The sequence below is a fragment of the Rhizobacter sp. P2_D12 genome (genome assembly GCF_056404395.1).
In genome coordinates this window covers 1-14986 of record NZ_JBFUEB010000052.1, presented here as the reverse complement: position 1 = coordinate 14986, position 14986 = coordinate 1, and the positions used below count along the sequence as shown (strand labels likewise).

Annotated in this window: 15 protein-coding genes; 4 read left to right on the top strand and 11 right to left on the bottom strand. The window is 72.0% G+C overall.

Annotated elements, in window-relative coordinates; all coding sequences use genetic code 11:
- Positions 1-57 precede the first annotated feature (57 nt).
- Positions 58-1692, bottom strand: a complete 1635-nt coding sequence (locus AC1DYN_RS17890; RefSeq protein WP_477961942.1) for a hypothetical protein — start codon at positions 1690-1692, stop codon at positions 58-60.
- A gap of 269 nt (positions 1693-1961) precedes the next feature.
- On the opposite strand from AC1DYN_RS17890, the gene AC1DYN_RS17885 reads away from it, so the two are divergent.
- Positions 1962-3542: a methyl-accepting chemotaxis protein gene (locus AC1DYN_RS17885; RefSeq protein WP_477961940.1), complete on the top strand. Its 1581-nt coding sequence runs from the start codon at positions 1962-1964 to the stop codon at positions 3540-3542.
- An 11-nt stretch (positions 3543-3553) separates the two neighbouring features.
- Here AC1DYN_RS17885 and AC1DYN_RS17880 read toward each other — a convergent pair whose 3' ends face one another.
- From AC1DYN_RS17880 to AC1DYN_RS17845, 8 genes are all read right to left on the bottom strand, one after another.
- Positions 3554-4174: a hypothetical protein gene (locus tag AC1DYN_RS17880; RefSeq protein WP_477961938.1), complete on the bottom strand. Its 621-nt coding sequence runs from the start codon at positions 4172-4174 to the stop codon at positions 3554-3556.
- A gap of 19 nt (positions 4175-4193) precedes the next feature.
- The gene (locus AC1DYN_RS17875) at positions 4194-5174 is read right to left on the bottom strand and encodes a 2-dehydropantoate 2-reductase (protein WP_477961937.1); all 981 of its coding nucleotides are present in this window, start codon (positions 5172-5174) and stop codon (positions 4194-4196) included.
- Positions 5175-5231: 57 nt separating this feature from the next.
- On the bottom strand, positions 5232-5507 hold the full coding sequence (locus AC1DYN_RS17870) for a hypothetical protein (RefSeq protein WP_477961935.1): 276 nt from the start codon (positions 5505-5507) through the stop codon (positions 5232-5234).
- Positions 5504-5782, bottom strand: a complete 279-nt coding sequence (locus AC1DYN_RS17865) for a hypothetical protein (protein WP_477961933.1) — start codon at positions 5780-5782, stop codon at positions 5504-5506. Before AC1DYN_RS17865 ends, AC1DYN_RS17870 begins: the two co-directional genes overlap by 4 nt.
- A 67-nt stretch (positions 5783-5849) precedes the next feature.
- Positions 5850-7193, bottom strand: a complete 1344-nt coding sequence (locus AC1DYN_RS17860) for an ATP-binding protein (RefSeq protein ID WP_477961930.1) — start codon at positions 7191-7193, stop codon at positions 5850-5852.
- 10 nt (positions 7194-7203) lie between these two features.
- Positions 7204-7866 (bottom strand): response regulator transcription factor, encoded by a 663-nt coding sequence (locus AC1DYN_RS17855; protein WP_477961928.1) that lies wholly within the window; start codon positions 7864-7866, stop codon positions 7204-7206.
- Between the two features lie 97 nt (positions 7867-7963).
- A complete protein-coding gene (locus AC1DYN_RS17850) occupies positions 7964-8986 on the bottom strand; it encodes a S1C family serine protease (RefSeq protein ID WP_477962007.1) in 1023 nt (340 codons plus the stop codon).
- A 50-nt stretch (positions 8987-9036) separates the two neighbouring features.
- A complete protein-coding gene (locus AC1DYN_RS17845; RefSeq protein ID WP_477961926.1) occupies positions 9037-10179 on the bottom strand; it encodes a GGDEF domain-containing protein in 1143 nt (380 codons plus the stop codon).
- Positions 10180-10376: 197 nt separating this feature from the next.
- Here AC1DYN_RS17845 and AC1DYN_RS17840 point away from each other — a divergent pair, with 197 nt between their 5' ends.
- Positions 10377-12374 (top strand): putative bifunctional diguanylate cyclase/phosphodiesterase, encoded by a 1998-nt coding sequence (locus AC1DYN_RS17840; RefSeq protein WP_477961924.1) that lies wholly within the window; start codon positions 10377-10379, stop codon positions 12372-12374.
- On the opposite strand, the gene AC1DYN_RS17835 is transcribed toward AC1DYN_RS17840, so the two are convergent.
- Positions 12371-12949 (bottom strand): GNAT family N-acetyltransferase, encoded by a 579-nt coding sequence (locus AC1DYN_RS17835; protein ID WP_477961922.1) that lies wholly within the window; start codon positions 12947-12949, stop codon positions 12371-12373. The genes AC1DYN_RS17840 and AC1DYN_RS17835 overlap by 4 nt on opposite strands.
- Positions 12946-13434: an Lrp/AsnC family transcriptional regulator gene (locus AC1DYN_RS17830; protein WP_477961920.1), complete on the bottom strand. Its 489-nt coding sequence runs from the start codon at positions 13432-13434 to the stop codon at positions 12946-12948. The genes AC1DYN_RS17835 and AC1DYN_RS17830 overlap by 4 nt, the downstream gene beginning before the upstream one ends.
- A gap of 93 nt (positions 13435-13527) precedes the next feature.
- Between AC1DYN_RS17830 and AC1DYN_RS17825 the strand changes: the two genes are divergently transcribed.
- Positions 13528-14157, top strand: a complete 630-nt coding sequence (locus tag AC1DYN_RS17825; protein WP_477961918.1) for a LysE/ArgO family amino acid transporter — start codon at positions 13528-13530, stop codon at positions 14155-14157.
- A gap of 131 nt (positions 14158-14288) precedes the next feature.
- Positions 14289-14986, top strand: a 698-nt coding sequence (locus AC1DYN_RS17820; protein WP_477961916.1) for a hypothetical protein, incomplete at its 3' end; no start/stop codon positions are given.

Here is a 14986-nt window from a genome sequence, read left to right as displayed (position 1 = left end):
CCAGCCGCAGGCCCCGGATCTGCCGGACGCGACCCCCTCGTCGGGTCGGACAGTGCCCTATGCTGCCCTGTGCGCGACAGGCTGCACGGCCTCGGGCCCGGTCACCGCCTCGGCCGGCGGCCGCGCGCGCGAGCGGAACAGGTGCGGCACGAAACAGCCGATCGCGCCCCCGACGACGCCCGACGTGGCCAGCATCTGCGGCAGCCGCCCGGCCAGGCGCGCGCCGCCGCCGGTGTAGGCGATCAGCAGCTCGACGACCGTCCACTGCAGCAGCATGAAGATGCCTGCCAGGGCGGCCGTCTCGCTCCAGCGCAGCCAGCGCGGTGCCGGGCCGGTGGCGGGCAGGTGGTCGTCGGCCGCCCACGCGATCGCCACCGTCACGAAGAAGGTCTGCAGCAGCCAGGGCCAGCGCTGCACCGTCACGCTCCAGGCCTTGACGAAGGCATCCGGCGTGGCCAGCGCCTGCACCACGTTGCCTTGCTGGTCGAACGCGAAGCGGAACAGCAGCGAGACGCCGAAGGCCGCCACCGCGGCCAGCGCGCCCGACAGCGCGTAGGCGGCCACCGGCCGGCGCTCGGTCGAGCGGCTCGCGGCCGGCCACATCGATTTCGGGTACACCGCCAGCACGATGGCGATGGCGTAGATCATCGGCACCATCACCAGCACCCGCAGGCTGGCGTCCAGCGGCTGCGCATAGAAGAAGCGCCGCGTCATCAGCGGCACGAACAGCATCGCGAGGAACACGATGCCCATCACCAGCACGATGTCGTGCGCGTTCAGCGGCTCGCGCGTGGCCGGCAGGCCGGAGAAGCCGAGCCGCGCCAGCGCCGCGCGCCGCTGTGCATGGCTGCGCCCGCCGCTCAGCACGCCGCCGCTGACGAAGTCGTGCAGCGCACGCTGCGCCTGCGAGAGGTCGCGCAACACGCCCTTGCGCACGTGCAGCAGCAGCGGCGTCGCGCCGTCGCGGTCGAGTTCGGCCAGCGCCTGCGCGTCCAGCAGCTCGGCCAGCGTCGCCATGCGCGTGCGGACCTCGTTCAGCGCCGCCTTGTTCTCGTCGACGTAGCGAGCGTAGCTGCGTTCTTCCTCCCAGTGCTGCACCTGGGCCAGCAGCGCGACGCAGCGGGCCCAGCGGTTGCGCACCGTGTCGGGCGGCTCGCGCAGCCACGCCGCATCGACGCCGAAGGCGCGCAGCCCGGGGTTCAACCGTTCGGCGGCTTGCGGCGGCAGTTCGTAGTGGGCCGCGGCAAGCCGGGCGCTGAGCATGCGCACCTCGATCGGCATGTTGCCCACGCGCTGGAACCATTTCTTCACCGCGTCGTCGATGCGGCCGAGCAGCGGGAAGTGCGGCAGCAGCGAGGTCAGCACCAGCGCCGACAGCAGCGGGCCTGGCAGCACGGCGGCGTCCTTCAGCGCCGCCGGCGTGGCCGCGTCGCCACCGGCCAGGTTCACCAGCGACAGCAGCTGCTGCGTCTTCACCGCCGTGATGCCGCCGCCCAGCACGACGAACAGCGCCAGCATCGCGGCGATGTAGCCGCACCAGGCCGACCAGTAACGCCAGAAGGTGGTGGTGGCGCGCATCGGCTGCGGGTGCTCGAAGCGGTCGCGGGCGTAGAGCAGCACCACCACACCGCCGAACACCCACTGCAGCACGAGGGCGGTGTCGGGGACGGCGGGGAGGTTCGCGGGATCCATGGCGGCAACCTTAGGCGCCCCGGTGCAGGCTGCCATCCCGACATTTGGGGAGAAGCCGGCCCGGCCCCCCGCGACTGCAGGGGATCGGCGCGGCGATTGGCGCCGGAACGAGCGCCTGTTCCGGCCTTGTAGGTTGATTGCCTTCAAGTTCAATCGGTGCTGCGCCGACGGGACGCATCGGCGGGCGCCGTCTGGGCAGCATGGCAGCGCCATCGAACAATCGACCTTCAACACCGTCACCGATCCACAGCGATCCCGAGGATAGACCCATGAACTTCAGGCACGTCCGCGTCAAGACCAAGTTGATGCTGAGTTTTGCGCTGCTGGCGGCCATCGTGCTGCTGGTGTCGGGGCTGGCGCTGCATTCGCTGGGCCGCTCGAACGGCCGTTTCACCGACTACCTGGGCGGCGTCGGCCAGCGCGAGCGCCTGGCCACCGAGCTGCGCGGCGCCGCCACGCAGCGCGCGATCGCCGCGCGCAACCTGGTGCTGGTGACGACGCCGGCCGACCGCGACCTCGAGAAGGCGGCGGTCACGCAGTCGCACGAGGCGACCAAGGCGGCGATGGCCCGGCTGAAGGCCGCGCTGTCGACCAGCAAGGACGTGACCCAGCGCGACCGCGACCTGGTGGCGCAGCTCGACGACGTGGAAACCCGCTACGACGCCGTCGCACTGTCGATCGTCGGCATGGCACTGGAAGGCAAGCGCGACGAGGCGGTCGCGAAGATGAACGCCGAATGCCGGCCGCTGCTGGCCGCGCTGCTGAAGCTGACCACCGACGTCATCGACTACGAGCATGCGCAGGCCGACCTGCAGGGCAAGGCCGCCGAAACCGGCTATGCCGGCGACCGGCTGGTGATGGTGATCGCGAGTGCCGCGGCCACGCTGGCGGCGGTGGCACTGGGCTGGTTCCTGTCGAACGCGGTGACCGCACCGCTGCTGCGTGCGGTGACGCTGGCCGAGGCGGTGGCCTCGGGCGACCTGAGCTCGGACATCCAGGTCGACAGCCGCGACGAGACCGGACTGCTGCTGTCCGCCTTGAAGAAAATGAACGCCAGCCTGGTGACCATGGTGGGCAAGGTGCGCCAGTCGGCCGACGGCATCGCGACGGCCTCGGCCGAGATCGCGATGGGCAACCAGGACCTGTCCAGCCGCACCGAGCAGCAGGCGAGCGCTCTGCAGCAGACGGCGGCCTCGATGCAGCAGATGACCCAGACGGTGCAGCAGAACGCCGACAGCTCGCGCCAGGCCAGCCAGCTGGCGGCGTCGGCCGCCGACGTGGCCGGCCGCGGTGGCGAGGTGGTGCAGCGCGTCGTCGCGACGATGGGCGAGATCACTGCGTCGAGCAGGAAGATCGCCGACATCATCGGCGTGATCGACGGCATCGCGTTCCAGACCAACATCCTGGCGCTGAACGCGGCAGTGGAAGCGGCGCGGGCCGGCGAACAGGGCCGCGGCTTCGCGGTGGTGGCCGGCGAAGTGCGCAGCCTGGCGCAGCGCTCGGCGCAGGCGGCGCGCGAGATCAAGGCCTTGATCGGCGACAGCGTCGAGAAGGTGGAAGCGGGCAGCCTGCTGTGCACCGAGGCCGGCAGCACGATGGACGACATCGTGAACCAGGTGCGCCGCATGACCGACCTGATCGCCGAGATCAATGCATCGACCACCGAGCAGAGCACCGGCATCGTGCAGGTGAACCAGGCGGTGGCGTCGATCGACTCCGGCACGCAGCAGAACGCGGCGCTGGTGGAAGAGAGCGCGGCGGCGGCCGAGAGCCTGAAGATCCAGGCGGCCGGGCTGCTGGACGTGATCGCGGCTTTCCGCACCGGAGCGCGCCAGGCCTCGTTCGCCTGACCTGGGCGGTCCTACATCGGCGGCGCAAACCCGTTGCGCCCCGCCAGCACCCGCAGCGCCGTCGGCTTGCCGTCGCGCAGCTGCGCGGTGACCAGCACCTTCGCACCCGGCACCAGCAGCGAGCGGTCGCCCGGCTTCACGGTGACCACCGGCACGCCTTCGGGCACCTGCAGCGTCTTCTCGCCGTCCTTGTAGCGCAGCTTCAGCGTGCGGCCCTTGGCCTGGCCGACGACGTCGGCGACGGTGGCATTGGTCATCGTGCTGCCCGGCTGCAGGTCCCAGGGGTAGTGGCCTTCGCCGGTGCCGCGCGCCTGCTCGGGAAACACCAGCACCTCCAGCGCCTGCAGCGTGCCGTCGGCCTGCGGCATCGCGGCGGTGCCGATGTAGCTGCCGGCGGCGATGCTGCCGAGTTCGGTCGGTACCACCTCGTTGATGCCGAAGCTGTCGGCGAGAGCCAGGCGCAGCACCTCGCCGCTGCGTTCCTTCACCACCAGCGTGGTGTTGTCGAAGGATTCGACGGTGCCGCGCAGGCGCTGCGTGGGGGCGGCGGGCTGCGCCGGTGTCTGTGCATGTGCGAACGTGACGGCCAGTGTCAGCAGCGCGGCGGCGAGGGAGCGGGCAAGGTGGTTCATGGGGTGTCCGGTGAAGGGGTCAGTCGGGGTACAGGCCGTGTACGCGCCCGAACAGCCGTGTCATCCCGAGCAGCGCATCGATGTTGGGCGTCGGCAGCGAAAGCCGCTGCGCGATCTCGCGCACCGCGCCCACCAGCGCATCGAGCTCGATGCCGCGCCCGGCTTCCACATCCTGCAGCATCGAGGTCTTGAAGGCGCCCAGCTTGCGCGTGACCTGCTGGCGGTCTTCGGGCGTCTGCGCAATCGCGCAGCCGATGCGTGCGCCGATGGCCGAGGCCTCGCGCATCGCGTTCGCGCAGAAGGCGAGCAGCAGCGGGTCGTCGAGCACGCGGTCGACGGTGGCGCCGGTGATGGCCGACACCGGGTTCATCGTCATGTTGCCCCACAGCTTGTACCAGATGTCCTGGCGCACGCCGGCCGACACGGTGACGTCGAAGCCGGCCTGCGCCAGCAGCGCGCCGACCGCGCGCGCGCGGGCCGATTCGCCGCCCGCGGGCTCGCCGATGATCAGCCCCTGGCCCATCTTGTGCTCGACCAGGCCGGGCTCGGGGCTGGTGGTGGCGGCATGCACGACGCAGCCGAGCACCTGCTCGTGCGGGATCTTCGCGGCGATGCGGCCGCCGGGGTCGACGCTCTCCAGCGGCGCATCGCCGATGGCCGCGATGCCGCGGCCGAACCACCACGGCACGCCGTTCATCGCCGGCAGCACGACGGTGTGCGGGGCCAGCAGCGGGGCGAGCTGGTCGGCCACGGCGGCCAGCGCCGGGCCCTTGACGGCGATCACGACCAGGTCCTGCGGGCCCAGGCTGGCCGCATCCGACACGGCCGTCACCGGCCCGGTGAGCAGCTCACCGCGCTGGCGCAGGCGCCAGCCATGGTGCTGCAGCGACTGCAGCGTGGCCCCGCGCGCGACCGCGCTGACCTGGGCCGGGGTGCCGGCCGCGAGGCGCGCGCCGATGAACCCGCCGATGGCGCCCGCGCCATAGATGCATACCTTCATCCGCTGCCCCTTGTCGTGATCGTCGATCGTTCGAAGGGGAGCATTCTGCGGCAGGCGCTACTTCCGGGTCTTGGACTTGGTCTTGGTCTTGGTCTTGGTCTTGACGCCGAGCCCGGCCAGTTGCTTCTCGATGCCGGCGTGGAAGCGCCCGACCTCGTCGGCCGTGGCCAGCGCTTCGGGCAGTTCGACGTCGATGCGGTGCAGTTGCTGCGACGGCCCGGCGCGCAGCGTCGCGACCGGCCCGACGTGGCGCGAGCCCACCGGCAGCTCGACCTGCACGCCGACCACGCGGCCGGCCTCCGTGATGACGATGGCGCTGTGCATGGGGCTCATCTCCAGTCTGCGAGGCACAGGTTGTACCGGATCGGCGCCGCGCCCGCGTTGCGGATGTCGATCGTGTAGAAGATGCCGTCGGTCTCGCCGCTGGCATGCGCGACGACGCCGGGGTTCAGCGCCACCAGCTTCACGTCGACCTGCGGCTCCTGGATGTTGGGCGCCGCGACGGCGACGCCGACGTCGCGCCCGAAACCGTCGAACCAGTATTCCCAGTAGTGGGTGGCGCCGGGCGTGATCGTCACGATGCCCCCGACGTTGCGATACAAGGCCATGCCGTTGCTCCGGTGGTGCAGGAGCCTGCCACGGTAGCGGCCTGCGCCGTGGCGTCCATACCGAACTTTAGGGAAGCGGCCCCCCCAGTTTCGCGGGGCCGTGCGGCTGGCGGTAGTCGAAGCGCAGGCCGCCGGCCGGTGCGTCGCCGAGCGTGATCTGGCCGCCCAGGCGCTGCGCGATGCCGCGCGCGATCGACAGGCCGAGGCCGCTGCCGGTCTCCTGCGTGCCGACGAGGCGGTAGAACGCATCGAAGACGCGCTCGCGCTGGTCGGGGGCGATGCCCGGCCCGCTGTCGTCGACGCGCAGCACCGCGCTGCCGGCCTCGTCGAAGACGCTGATGTCGACCCGGCCTCCGGCCGGCGTGTAGCGCACCGCGTTGTCGACCGCGTTGCGCACCAGCGTGCGCACGTCGACGCGGGTGCCCGTCAGCTGCACCGGGTCGAGCCGCGCGACGCCGAGGTCGACGCCGCGCGCCTCGGCCAGCGACAGCAGGTCGGCCACCACCTCGCGCACGACCTCGTGCAGGGCCACGGCCTGCTGCGGCATCTCGGTGCGCGCCTGTACGCGCGCCAGCGACAGCAGCTGCTCCAGCAGCGCGCGCGAGCGCGACAGGCCCTCGCGCAGCGGCACGAAGCGCTTGCGCGCCTCGGGCGACATCTCGGCGTGCCCCAGGTTCTCGGCCTGCACCGTCAGCGCGGTGATCGGCGAGCGCAGCTCGTGCGCCGCATCGGCGACGAAGCGGCGCTGCTGCTCCAGTGCCTCGGCCAGCCGGCCGAGCAAGGCGTTGATCGAGCTGACGAAGGGCCGCACCTCGTCGGGCATCTCGCCGGCCGGCACGTTGACCTGGGGGATGCCGCCATGGCGGTCCAACTTGTCCAGCCGGTGGGAGGCCTGCGCGATCGGCCGCAGCGTGTTGCGGATCACCACGCGCACCAGCAGCAGCAGCACCGGCAGCAGGACGACCAGCGGCACCAGCGCGGCGAGCGCGCTGTCCTGTGCGATGTCGTCGCGGCGCTCGGTCTGCTGCGCGACGACGATGCGCCGGCCGTCGGCCACGTGGGTCAGCAGCATGCGCCACGAGTGGCCCTCGGCGGTGTAGGTGTCCAGGCCGTCCGGCAGGCCGGCCGGCAGCCGGCCGATGCCGGGCACCAGCGGCTCGGCGACGGCGGTGTCGACCAGCTCGACCACAACGCGCGGCTTCATGCCCACGGGGGCGCTGGCCGGCTCGACCGGGTTGATGCTCAGCTGGCCGGCCAGCACCAGCGCGGCCGTCTGCTCCAGCAAGTCGTCCTGCAGCTCGTTGGCCTCGTGCAGGGCCCAGAAGAACGACAGCGCGCCGGCCGCCACGCCGGTGGCCAGCAGCAGCACGGCCATCCACAGCGAGAGGCGGAACTGCAGCGAATTTCTCATGCGGTGCGCATCATGCCGCGCGGTCCACGCACCAGCCGACGCCGCGCACGTTGCGGATCACCTTGGGGCCGAGCTTGCGGCGGATGCCGTGGATCAGCACCTCGACGGTGTTGCTCTCGACCTCTTCGTTCCAGCCGTAGATGCGTTCCTCGAGTTCCTGGCGCGACAGGATCGCGCCGGGGCGCAGCAGCAGTGCCTGCAGCAGCGAGAACTCGCGGCCCGACAGCGCGGCGCTGCGGCCGTCGAAGGCGACGTCGCGGGTGACCGGATCGAGCGTGATCGCGCCGTTGGTCAGCACCGGTGTCGCGGTGCCGGCCTGGCGGCGCACGACGGCGCGCATGCGGGCCAGCAGTTCCTGCACGTCGAAGGGCTTGAGCACGTAGTCGTCGGCGCCCAGGTCGAGGCCGGCGATGCGGTCCTCGACCTCGTCGCGCGCGGTGACGATGAGGATCGGCACCTGGGGATTGCGGCTGCGCACCTGGCGCAGCACGTCGAAGCCGTCGCGCAGTGGCAGGCCGAGGTCGAGCAGCAGCATGTCGTAGGCGTGCGTGAAGGCGGCGGCCAGCGCCTGCTGGCCGTCGGTGACCCAGTCGACCGCGTGCGCGGCGTCGGCCAGCGCCTGCTGCACGGCAGCACCGATCATCCGGTCATCCTCGACCAACAGAACTCTCATGGCCCCCCAGTCGCTTCGCTCCTGCCCCGAGGGGCGTGATGAGCACCACGCGTGGCGGGTGCGCCAGGGCGGATGCTAATCCTGATTCGAGGCCGGACTACCTGGCGGCTTGCGGCGTCGGCCGCACCGTCAGGTACATCGGCTGCCCGGTCGCGTTGCCGCGCAGCAGCTTCAGCACGCAATCGCGGTTGATCCGGCTCGCGTCCAGCGCCTGGTGCAGCCGGTCCACCGATTCGATCGGCGTGCCGTCGATGCCGATGATCAGGTCGCCTTCGCGCAGGCCGCCGCGCGCCGCCGGGCTCTCGCGTTCCACCGCCAGCACCCGCACCCCCTGCGATTGCTGCAGCCCGAGCCCGACCACGATGCGCCGGTCGAGCACCGTCGTGCTGCCGCCCACGCCCAGGTAGCCGCGCTGCACGTGGCCGTGCTTGAGCAGCTGCGGGATCACCCACTCGGCGATGTCGATCGCCACCGCGAAGCTGATCGACTGTGCGCCCCGGATGATCGCGGTGTTGACGCCGATCACCTCGCCGCGCGCATTCAGCAGCGGCCCGCCCGAGTTGCCCGGGTTCAGCGCCGCATCGGTCTGGATCACGTCCGGGATCAGCCGCCCGGTGCCCGAGCGCATGCTGCGGCCCAGGGCACTGACGATGCCGGCCGTCACCGTGTGCTCGAAGCCCAGCGGGTTGCCGATCGCAATCGCGATCTCGCCGCGCCGAAGCAGCGCCGAGCGGCCGATGGTCAGAGGCGTCAGCCCGCCGCGCGACATGCCGTCGATGTGCAGCAGCGCCAGGTCGGTGTCGGGATCGTCGCCGACCCAGCGCGCATCGAACTCGCGCCCGTCGCTCAGCGACACCCGCTGGCGCGTCACCTGCGGCGACGGCAGCGCCGCCGCGCCGGCGCGCGTGACGTGCGAGTTGGTCAGCAGGTAGCCGTCGGGCGTGAACAGGAAGCCCGAGCCGCCGCCCAGCGCCGCATCGCGGTTGCCGGCGTGGCCGACCACCTTGACCGACGCGACGCTCGGCCCGGCGCGCTCGACCACGCCGGCCACGGTCTCGGAATAGGCATCAAGCAGGAAAGCGTCGTTCGCACCCACGGGAAGGTCCTCCAGGATGCGCATGTGGGCGCGGCCCACGGCGCTTTCAAGGGCGGGGGTGCCGGGTTGTCGGATCAGCCGAACAGCACGCGGTCGCGCCCGGCCGCCTTCGCGCGGTACAGCGCATCGTCGGCGCGCTGCAGCAACTGCTCGGCGCTTTCGCCCGGGGCGGCCGTCGCGAGGCCGATGCTGACCGTCACCCGCAGCCCCGGCGCCACCTCGCACCAGGGTTCGGCGGCGATGACGCGGCGCACCCGCTCGGCGATCGCGGCCGCGGTGTCGCGCTCGCCGGTCGCGAGCAGCAGCAGGAACTCCTCGCCCCCATAGCGGCCCAGCCGGTCGTGCGAGCGCAGCGCGCGGATCGCGCTGACCACGAAGCGGCGCAGCACGCCGTCGCCCACCAGGTGGCCGTGGCTGTCGTTGACCTGCTTGAAGTGATCCAGGTCCATCAGCGCGACGGTCGGTGCCGCACCGGCCTGCAGGGCTTCTTCGAGCGCCGCCATGATGGCGCGGCGGTTCAGCGCACCGGTCAGCTCGTCGCGCGTCGCCAGCGCCTGCAGCTGGCCCTGGGCCGCCGCGAGCTCGCGGTTGCGCGTGCCCAGCAGCTGGCGCACCGAGGCGCCGTACAGGCCCACCACCGCGCAGCGGCCCACCGCCAGCGACAGCCACAGCGCCGACAGCGCCGCCTGCCACGGCGTGCCGCGCGGCAGCGCCGGCGCCTGCGGCGACAGCGCGATGGTCAGCACCAGCCCGAACGAGATCGCGACCCACAGCGGCAGCAGCTGGCGCGGCGTCAGCCGCAGCGCGCTGAAGGCGAACACGATGAAGACCACGCTGAGCGTCAAGGCCCCCACCTCCGGCGCCAGCGGCACCATCGCCAGCTCCAGCGCCGACGCGGTGATCATCTGCGGGCCGGTCAGGTACGGGTCGGCGAAGCGCTCGCTCCAGCCGCGAAACAGCATCAGGTAGAACGCGGCGCAGCCCAGCGTGGCACCGGCCATGTAGAACACCGGCGCCGTCCAGCCGACCGCGCCCGCGGCCGCCAGCAGCGACAGCAGCAAGGCGTCGATCATGCAGCTGACGAACACCCAGCCGAGCATGCGCAGCCGCTCGCCGCGGCGGCGGCCGGCCCGGGCTTGGCGTTCCTCGGGCACCGTGGGCGGCAGGTGGCTGCCAGCAGCAGGGAAGGGGACGGAATGCTGGGCTTGATGGGGCATGACGAGACTCGCTCCTATGTCGGCGCCAGCCCCCGCTTCTTGAGGTGAAGGAAGGCGTGCTGCGCACGGTCGTGCGATTCCGCACGGCCGGACAGCGCAAGGCAGGCTCAGGTTGCCGCCTCGGTGTCCGATAACCCTGGATGGAAAACCGTCGCCCGCGTCTGCGCACGGGCACGAAACGGTTGCCGGAGAACCGAATGACCTCGCTCAATCCCACCTGGCGTGCGGTGCTCGCCTGGCTGCTGGCCAGTGCGCTGGCGTGCGCCGTGGTGGGCTGGGCCATGCAGACGGCCTCGCGTGCGCAGCTGCGCGCCGACGCCGAGCACAGCGCGCTGCAGTGGGCGCAGTACGTGCGCGACACCGTCCCCGAGCTGAATGCCATCTTCGACGGCCGGCCGCCGACGCCGGCCGCGGTGGAGCAACTGAGCCGGCTGCGCCGCCTGGGCGAGGTGTTCCGCTTCAAGCTCTACGACCCGCACGGGCGCGAGATGCTCGCCTCCGACCAGCTCGGCCTGGGGCCGGACGAGCTGGCGCGCGCGCACCGGGCCGCGCCGCCGGACACGTTGCAGCGCAGCGACGAGGTGCGCGAGCTGGTGCTGCGCGGGCGCAGCATCGTCTACCTGAAGGAATCGTCGCGCGCCRACCGGCCGCGCATCTACAGCGAGGCCTACGTGCCGGTGCAGGGCGCCAACGGCAACGTCGGCGGCGTGGTCGAGGTCTACGTCGACCAGGCCGAGCGCGCGGCGCGCATCGCGTCGGCCTTCCTGCGCGTGTCGGTGGCCGTCGCGCTGGCGCTGGTGCTGCTGATCGGCTTCAGCGTGCGGCAGTGGATCGTGCGCACGCGCCGCGAGCGCCAGGCCGAGGACCAGGTGCGCTACCTCGCCGAGCACGACACGCTGACCGGCCTGCTGAACCGCGCGAGCTTCAACGCGGCGCTCAGCGAGGCCGAGGCGCGCGCCCGCGCCGGCGGGCCGAAGTTCGCGGTGCTGTGCCTGGACCTGGACCATTTCAAGCTGATCAACGACACCCACGGCCAGGCGGCCGGCGACCAGACGCTGCGCAGCGTCGCGGTGCGGCTGGGCGAGCTGGTGCGCCAGTTCGACCTGGTGGCGCGGCTGGGCGGCGACGAGTTCGCGATCCTGCAGGCCGGCGTGCGCGCATCGGACGACGTGTCGTCGCTGGCGCAGCGCGTGGTCGACGCGCTGGCCGTGCCGCACGAGCTGGGCGGGCTGCGCCTGGATGGCGGGGCGAGCGTGGGCGCCGCGATCTACGGCGTCGACGGCGAGACGCGCGACGAGCTGCTGCACAAGGCCGACCTGGCGCTGTACCGGGCCAAGGCCGACGGGCGCGGCCAGTTCAGCTTCTACGACCCCGGCATGGATGCCGAGCTGCAGCTGCGCCGCGTGCTGGTGCGCGACCTGCGGGCGGCGATCGCGGCCGACCAGCTGACGCTGCACTTCCAGCCGCTGGTCGAGGCCGACGGCCTGCATGTCAGCGGCTACGAGGCGCTGGCGCGCTGGCTGCACCCCGACCGCGGCGCGATCTCTCCGGCCGAGTTCGTCCCGCTGGCCGAGCAGTCGGGCCTGATCGAGGCGCTGGGCCGCTGGGTGCTGCTGCGTGCCTGCGAGGAGGCGGTGCGCTGGCCGGTGCACCTGGACGTGTCGGTCAACCTGTCGGCCGCGCAATTCCAGGGCGACGTGGTCGGCGTCGTCAGCGACTGCCTGCGCAGCACCGGCCTCGCGCCGCAGCGCCTGCAGCTGGAGATCACCGAATCGCTGCTGATGCGCAACACCGACCAGGTGCTGCAGACGCTGCAGGCGCTGGCAGCGATGGGCACGCGCATCGTGATGGACGACTTCGGCACCGGGTACTCGAGCCTGGCGTACCTGTGGCGCTTCCCGTTCCACAAGGTCAAGATCGACCGCACCTTCACGCAGAACATGGAGAACGACCCGAAGGTCGACCTGATCGTCGGCTCGATCGTCTCGCTGGCGCATGCGCTGGGCATCCGCGTCAATGCCGAAGGCGCGGAGACGGCGACGCAGCTGGCGCGCCTGCAGGCGCACGGCTGCGACGAGATCCAGGGCTTTCTGCTCGGCCGGCCGCTGCCGGCGCAGCAGTTGCGCCACGAAGACGCGCCGCTGCGCCGCCGCCGCGGCAGGCCCAGCCTGAGCACGCTCGATCCGGTGATCTAGCCGGGCCTGATGCGCACCACCGGGCGCGTCGGCTTGCGGCGCGCCACCTCCTCGAAGCCGGCCGCGTCGTACATCGACTTCGCGCCGAACCACATCGCGTCGTCGTCGGCCCGCCCGGGCTTGTCGACCGGGTAGGCCTCGACCAGCGCGATGCCGCGCTGCTTCGCGTAGGCCACCGCGCCGGCCAGCAGTGCGCTGGCGACGCCTTGCCCGCGCCACTTCGACGGCACGACGAAGCAGGTGATCGACCAGACCGGCTGGTCGTCCACCGGTTTCATGACCACCGAGCGCTGCAGCTTCTTGAACTCTTCGCGCGGCGCCATCGCGACCCAGCCGACCGGCTCGTCGCCGCGGTAGGCGATCAGCCCGGGTGGCTCGCCGCGCTCGACGACCTGCCGGAACTCGCGCCGCGCCGCCTCGGCATGCGTGACCCCCGGCGGACGCGGCGGCTTGTCGCCGCTGCGGCGGTAGAACATGCACCAGCAGCCGCGCGCCACCGAGCAGCCGCGGGCGTTGAAGATCGCCTCCAGGTCGGGCCAGCGCTCGGGCGTCAGCGGTTCGATCCGCAGCTTCATGGCGCCGCCTTGCCACGCCCCGTGCCGGGCGGCACCAGGCCGCGGCGCGGGATCGGCGTGGAGAAGACGACGGAGGTGCGCGTCTCGCCGTAGCCGTTGATCTCGCCCAGGAAACGCTCCAGGTCCTGCAGGTCGCGCGCGACGACGCTCAGCATGAACGAATCGTCGCCGGTCACGTGGTGGCATTCGAGCACCTCGGCCGTGCCACGCAGCTTGTCGATGAAGCGCCGCTTGTGCGGCTGCTGCACCGTGATGCCGACGCAGGCGCGCACGCCGTAGCCGACGCGCTGCGGGTCGACCTCGGCACCGAAGCCGCTGACGACGCCGGCGTCCTGCAGCCGGCGGATGCGCTCGGCGGTGGCGGGGATCGACAGCCCGGCCGCCTCGGCCAGCGTCTTCAGCGGGCTGCGTGCGTCGCGCTGCAGGGCCATCAGGATGCGCCAGGCCTTGTCGTCCAGCGCCGGGGCGGGAGGTGTTTCTGTCATCGGGCAGGTCGGCCGAAAAAATGGAGGGCCGATTGGATTCTGGCCTGAAGTTTCGGATGGCTCAACCGCGGGCCGGCCGGGACAATCCGGGGCATGACCTCGACGACATCGCTGCTGCTGTTCCTTCAATCGGTGCTGATCGGCCTGTCGATCGCCGCACCGGTCGGCCCGATCGGGCTGCTGACCATCCAGCGCACGCTGGACGCCGGCTGGCGCGCCGGCCTCGCCACCGGCATGGGCGCCGCCGCGGCCGACACCGTGTATGGCGCGGTCGGCGCCTTCGGTGCCACGGCGCTGATCGCGTGGCTGGTGGGCGCGAAGACCTGGCTCGCGGTGTTCGGTGGCCTGGTGCTGCTGCGGCTCGCGTGGTCGGGCTGGCACCAGGCGGCCGGTCCCGACGCGGCAGGGCGCGCGGCCGCGGTGCCGACGCTGTGGACCTGCTTCGCGGCCACCTTCGCGCTGACGCTGTCGAACCCGATGACCATCGTGTCCTTCATCGCGATCTTCGGCGCCATGAGCGCCCAGGTGGCCGGCGGCTCGCCGCTGGTGATGGTGGCCGGCGTCTTCGTCGGCTCGGCGCTGTGGTGGCTGCTGCTGTCGGCCGCGGTCGGGCGGCTGCGCGAGCGCTTCCAGGCCCGTTGGCGCCGCCTGATCAACCGGGCGTCGGCCGTGCTGCTGGCCGGCTTCGCGCTCTGGCAGTGGGGCGGCCTGCTGGCGCGCTGAACGCCGCGGCAGCCCTTTTGGCTGACGGGGAGAAACGCGTAGGCGGCGTGGTGCGTAGCAAAACTACAATGCGACCCGCGCCGCCTTTCCAGGGCGCGGCTTCCCCCCGTATCCCAGAGGATCGACCGACCGTGAAACGAGCATCTCCGTGGCTGAAGCTGGGTGTCGTCTCAGCCTGCGTGGCAAGTACCCTGGGGTCGGCACAAGCGGCCGGCCTGTTCGATTCGCTGCTGGGCCGGCAGGCCGCGCAGGCCGATGCGCAGACCGCCGCGGCGCGCAAGCAGCGCATCTGGCGCATCCGCGACTTCACCAGCGTGCAGCTGCTGGCGCATGAGGCCGGGGCGCCGGACAACCAGCACCCGGTGAAGCTGAACGTCGAGGCCCTGCGGCTGCAGCTGGCGCAGTTCAAGGCCGCCGACCTGCGCGGCACGCCGCAGCCGCTGTTCGCGGCCGACGAGCTGGCCGAGATCACCGAGCCGCTGGTGCAGGCCTTCGCGAATGCCGAACCGGGCGACGACGTGCTGCTGCTGTCCAGCTCGCGGCGCGACAACTTCCTGGCGCCGCCGACCGCGGTGACGGCGCGGCTGTTCATCGAGAACGGCAACCTGAACTTCATCGCGCACGACAGCAGCTTCGAGTTCGTGCACATCGTGCGCTCGACCAGCATGTCGCCGAACTTCATCTACGGCTCGCGCGGCAAGGCGTCCGAGGTGAAGCTGAGCAGCGCCGCGCCCGGTGCCGGCAACCGCCGCGGCGACTGGCTGACGGTGTCGCTGAACCTGGCCACCACGGCTCCGGTGCCGGCGCCGGTGCCGCCGCTGGTGGTGGC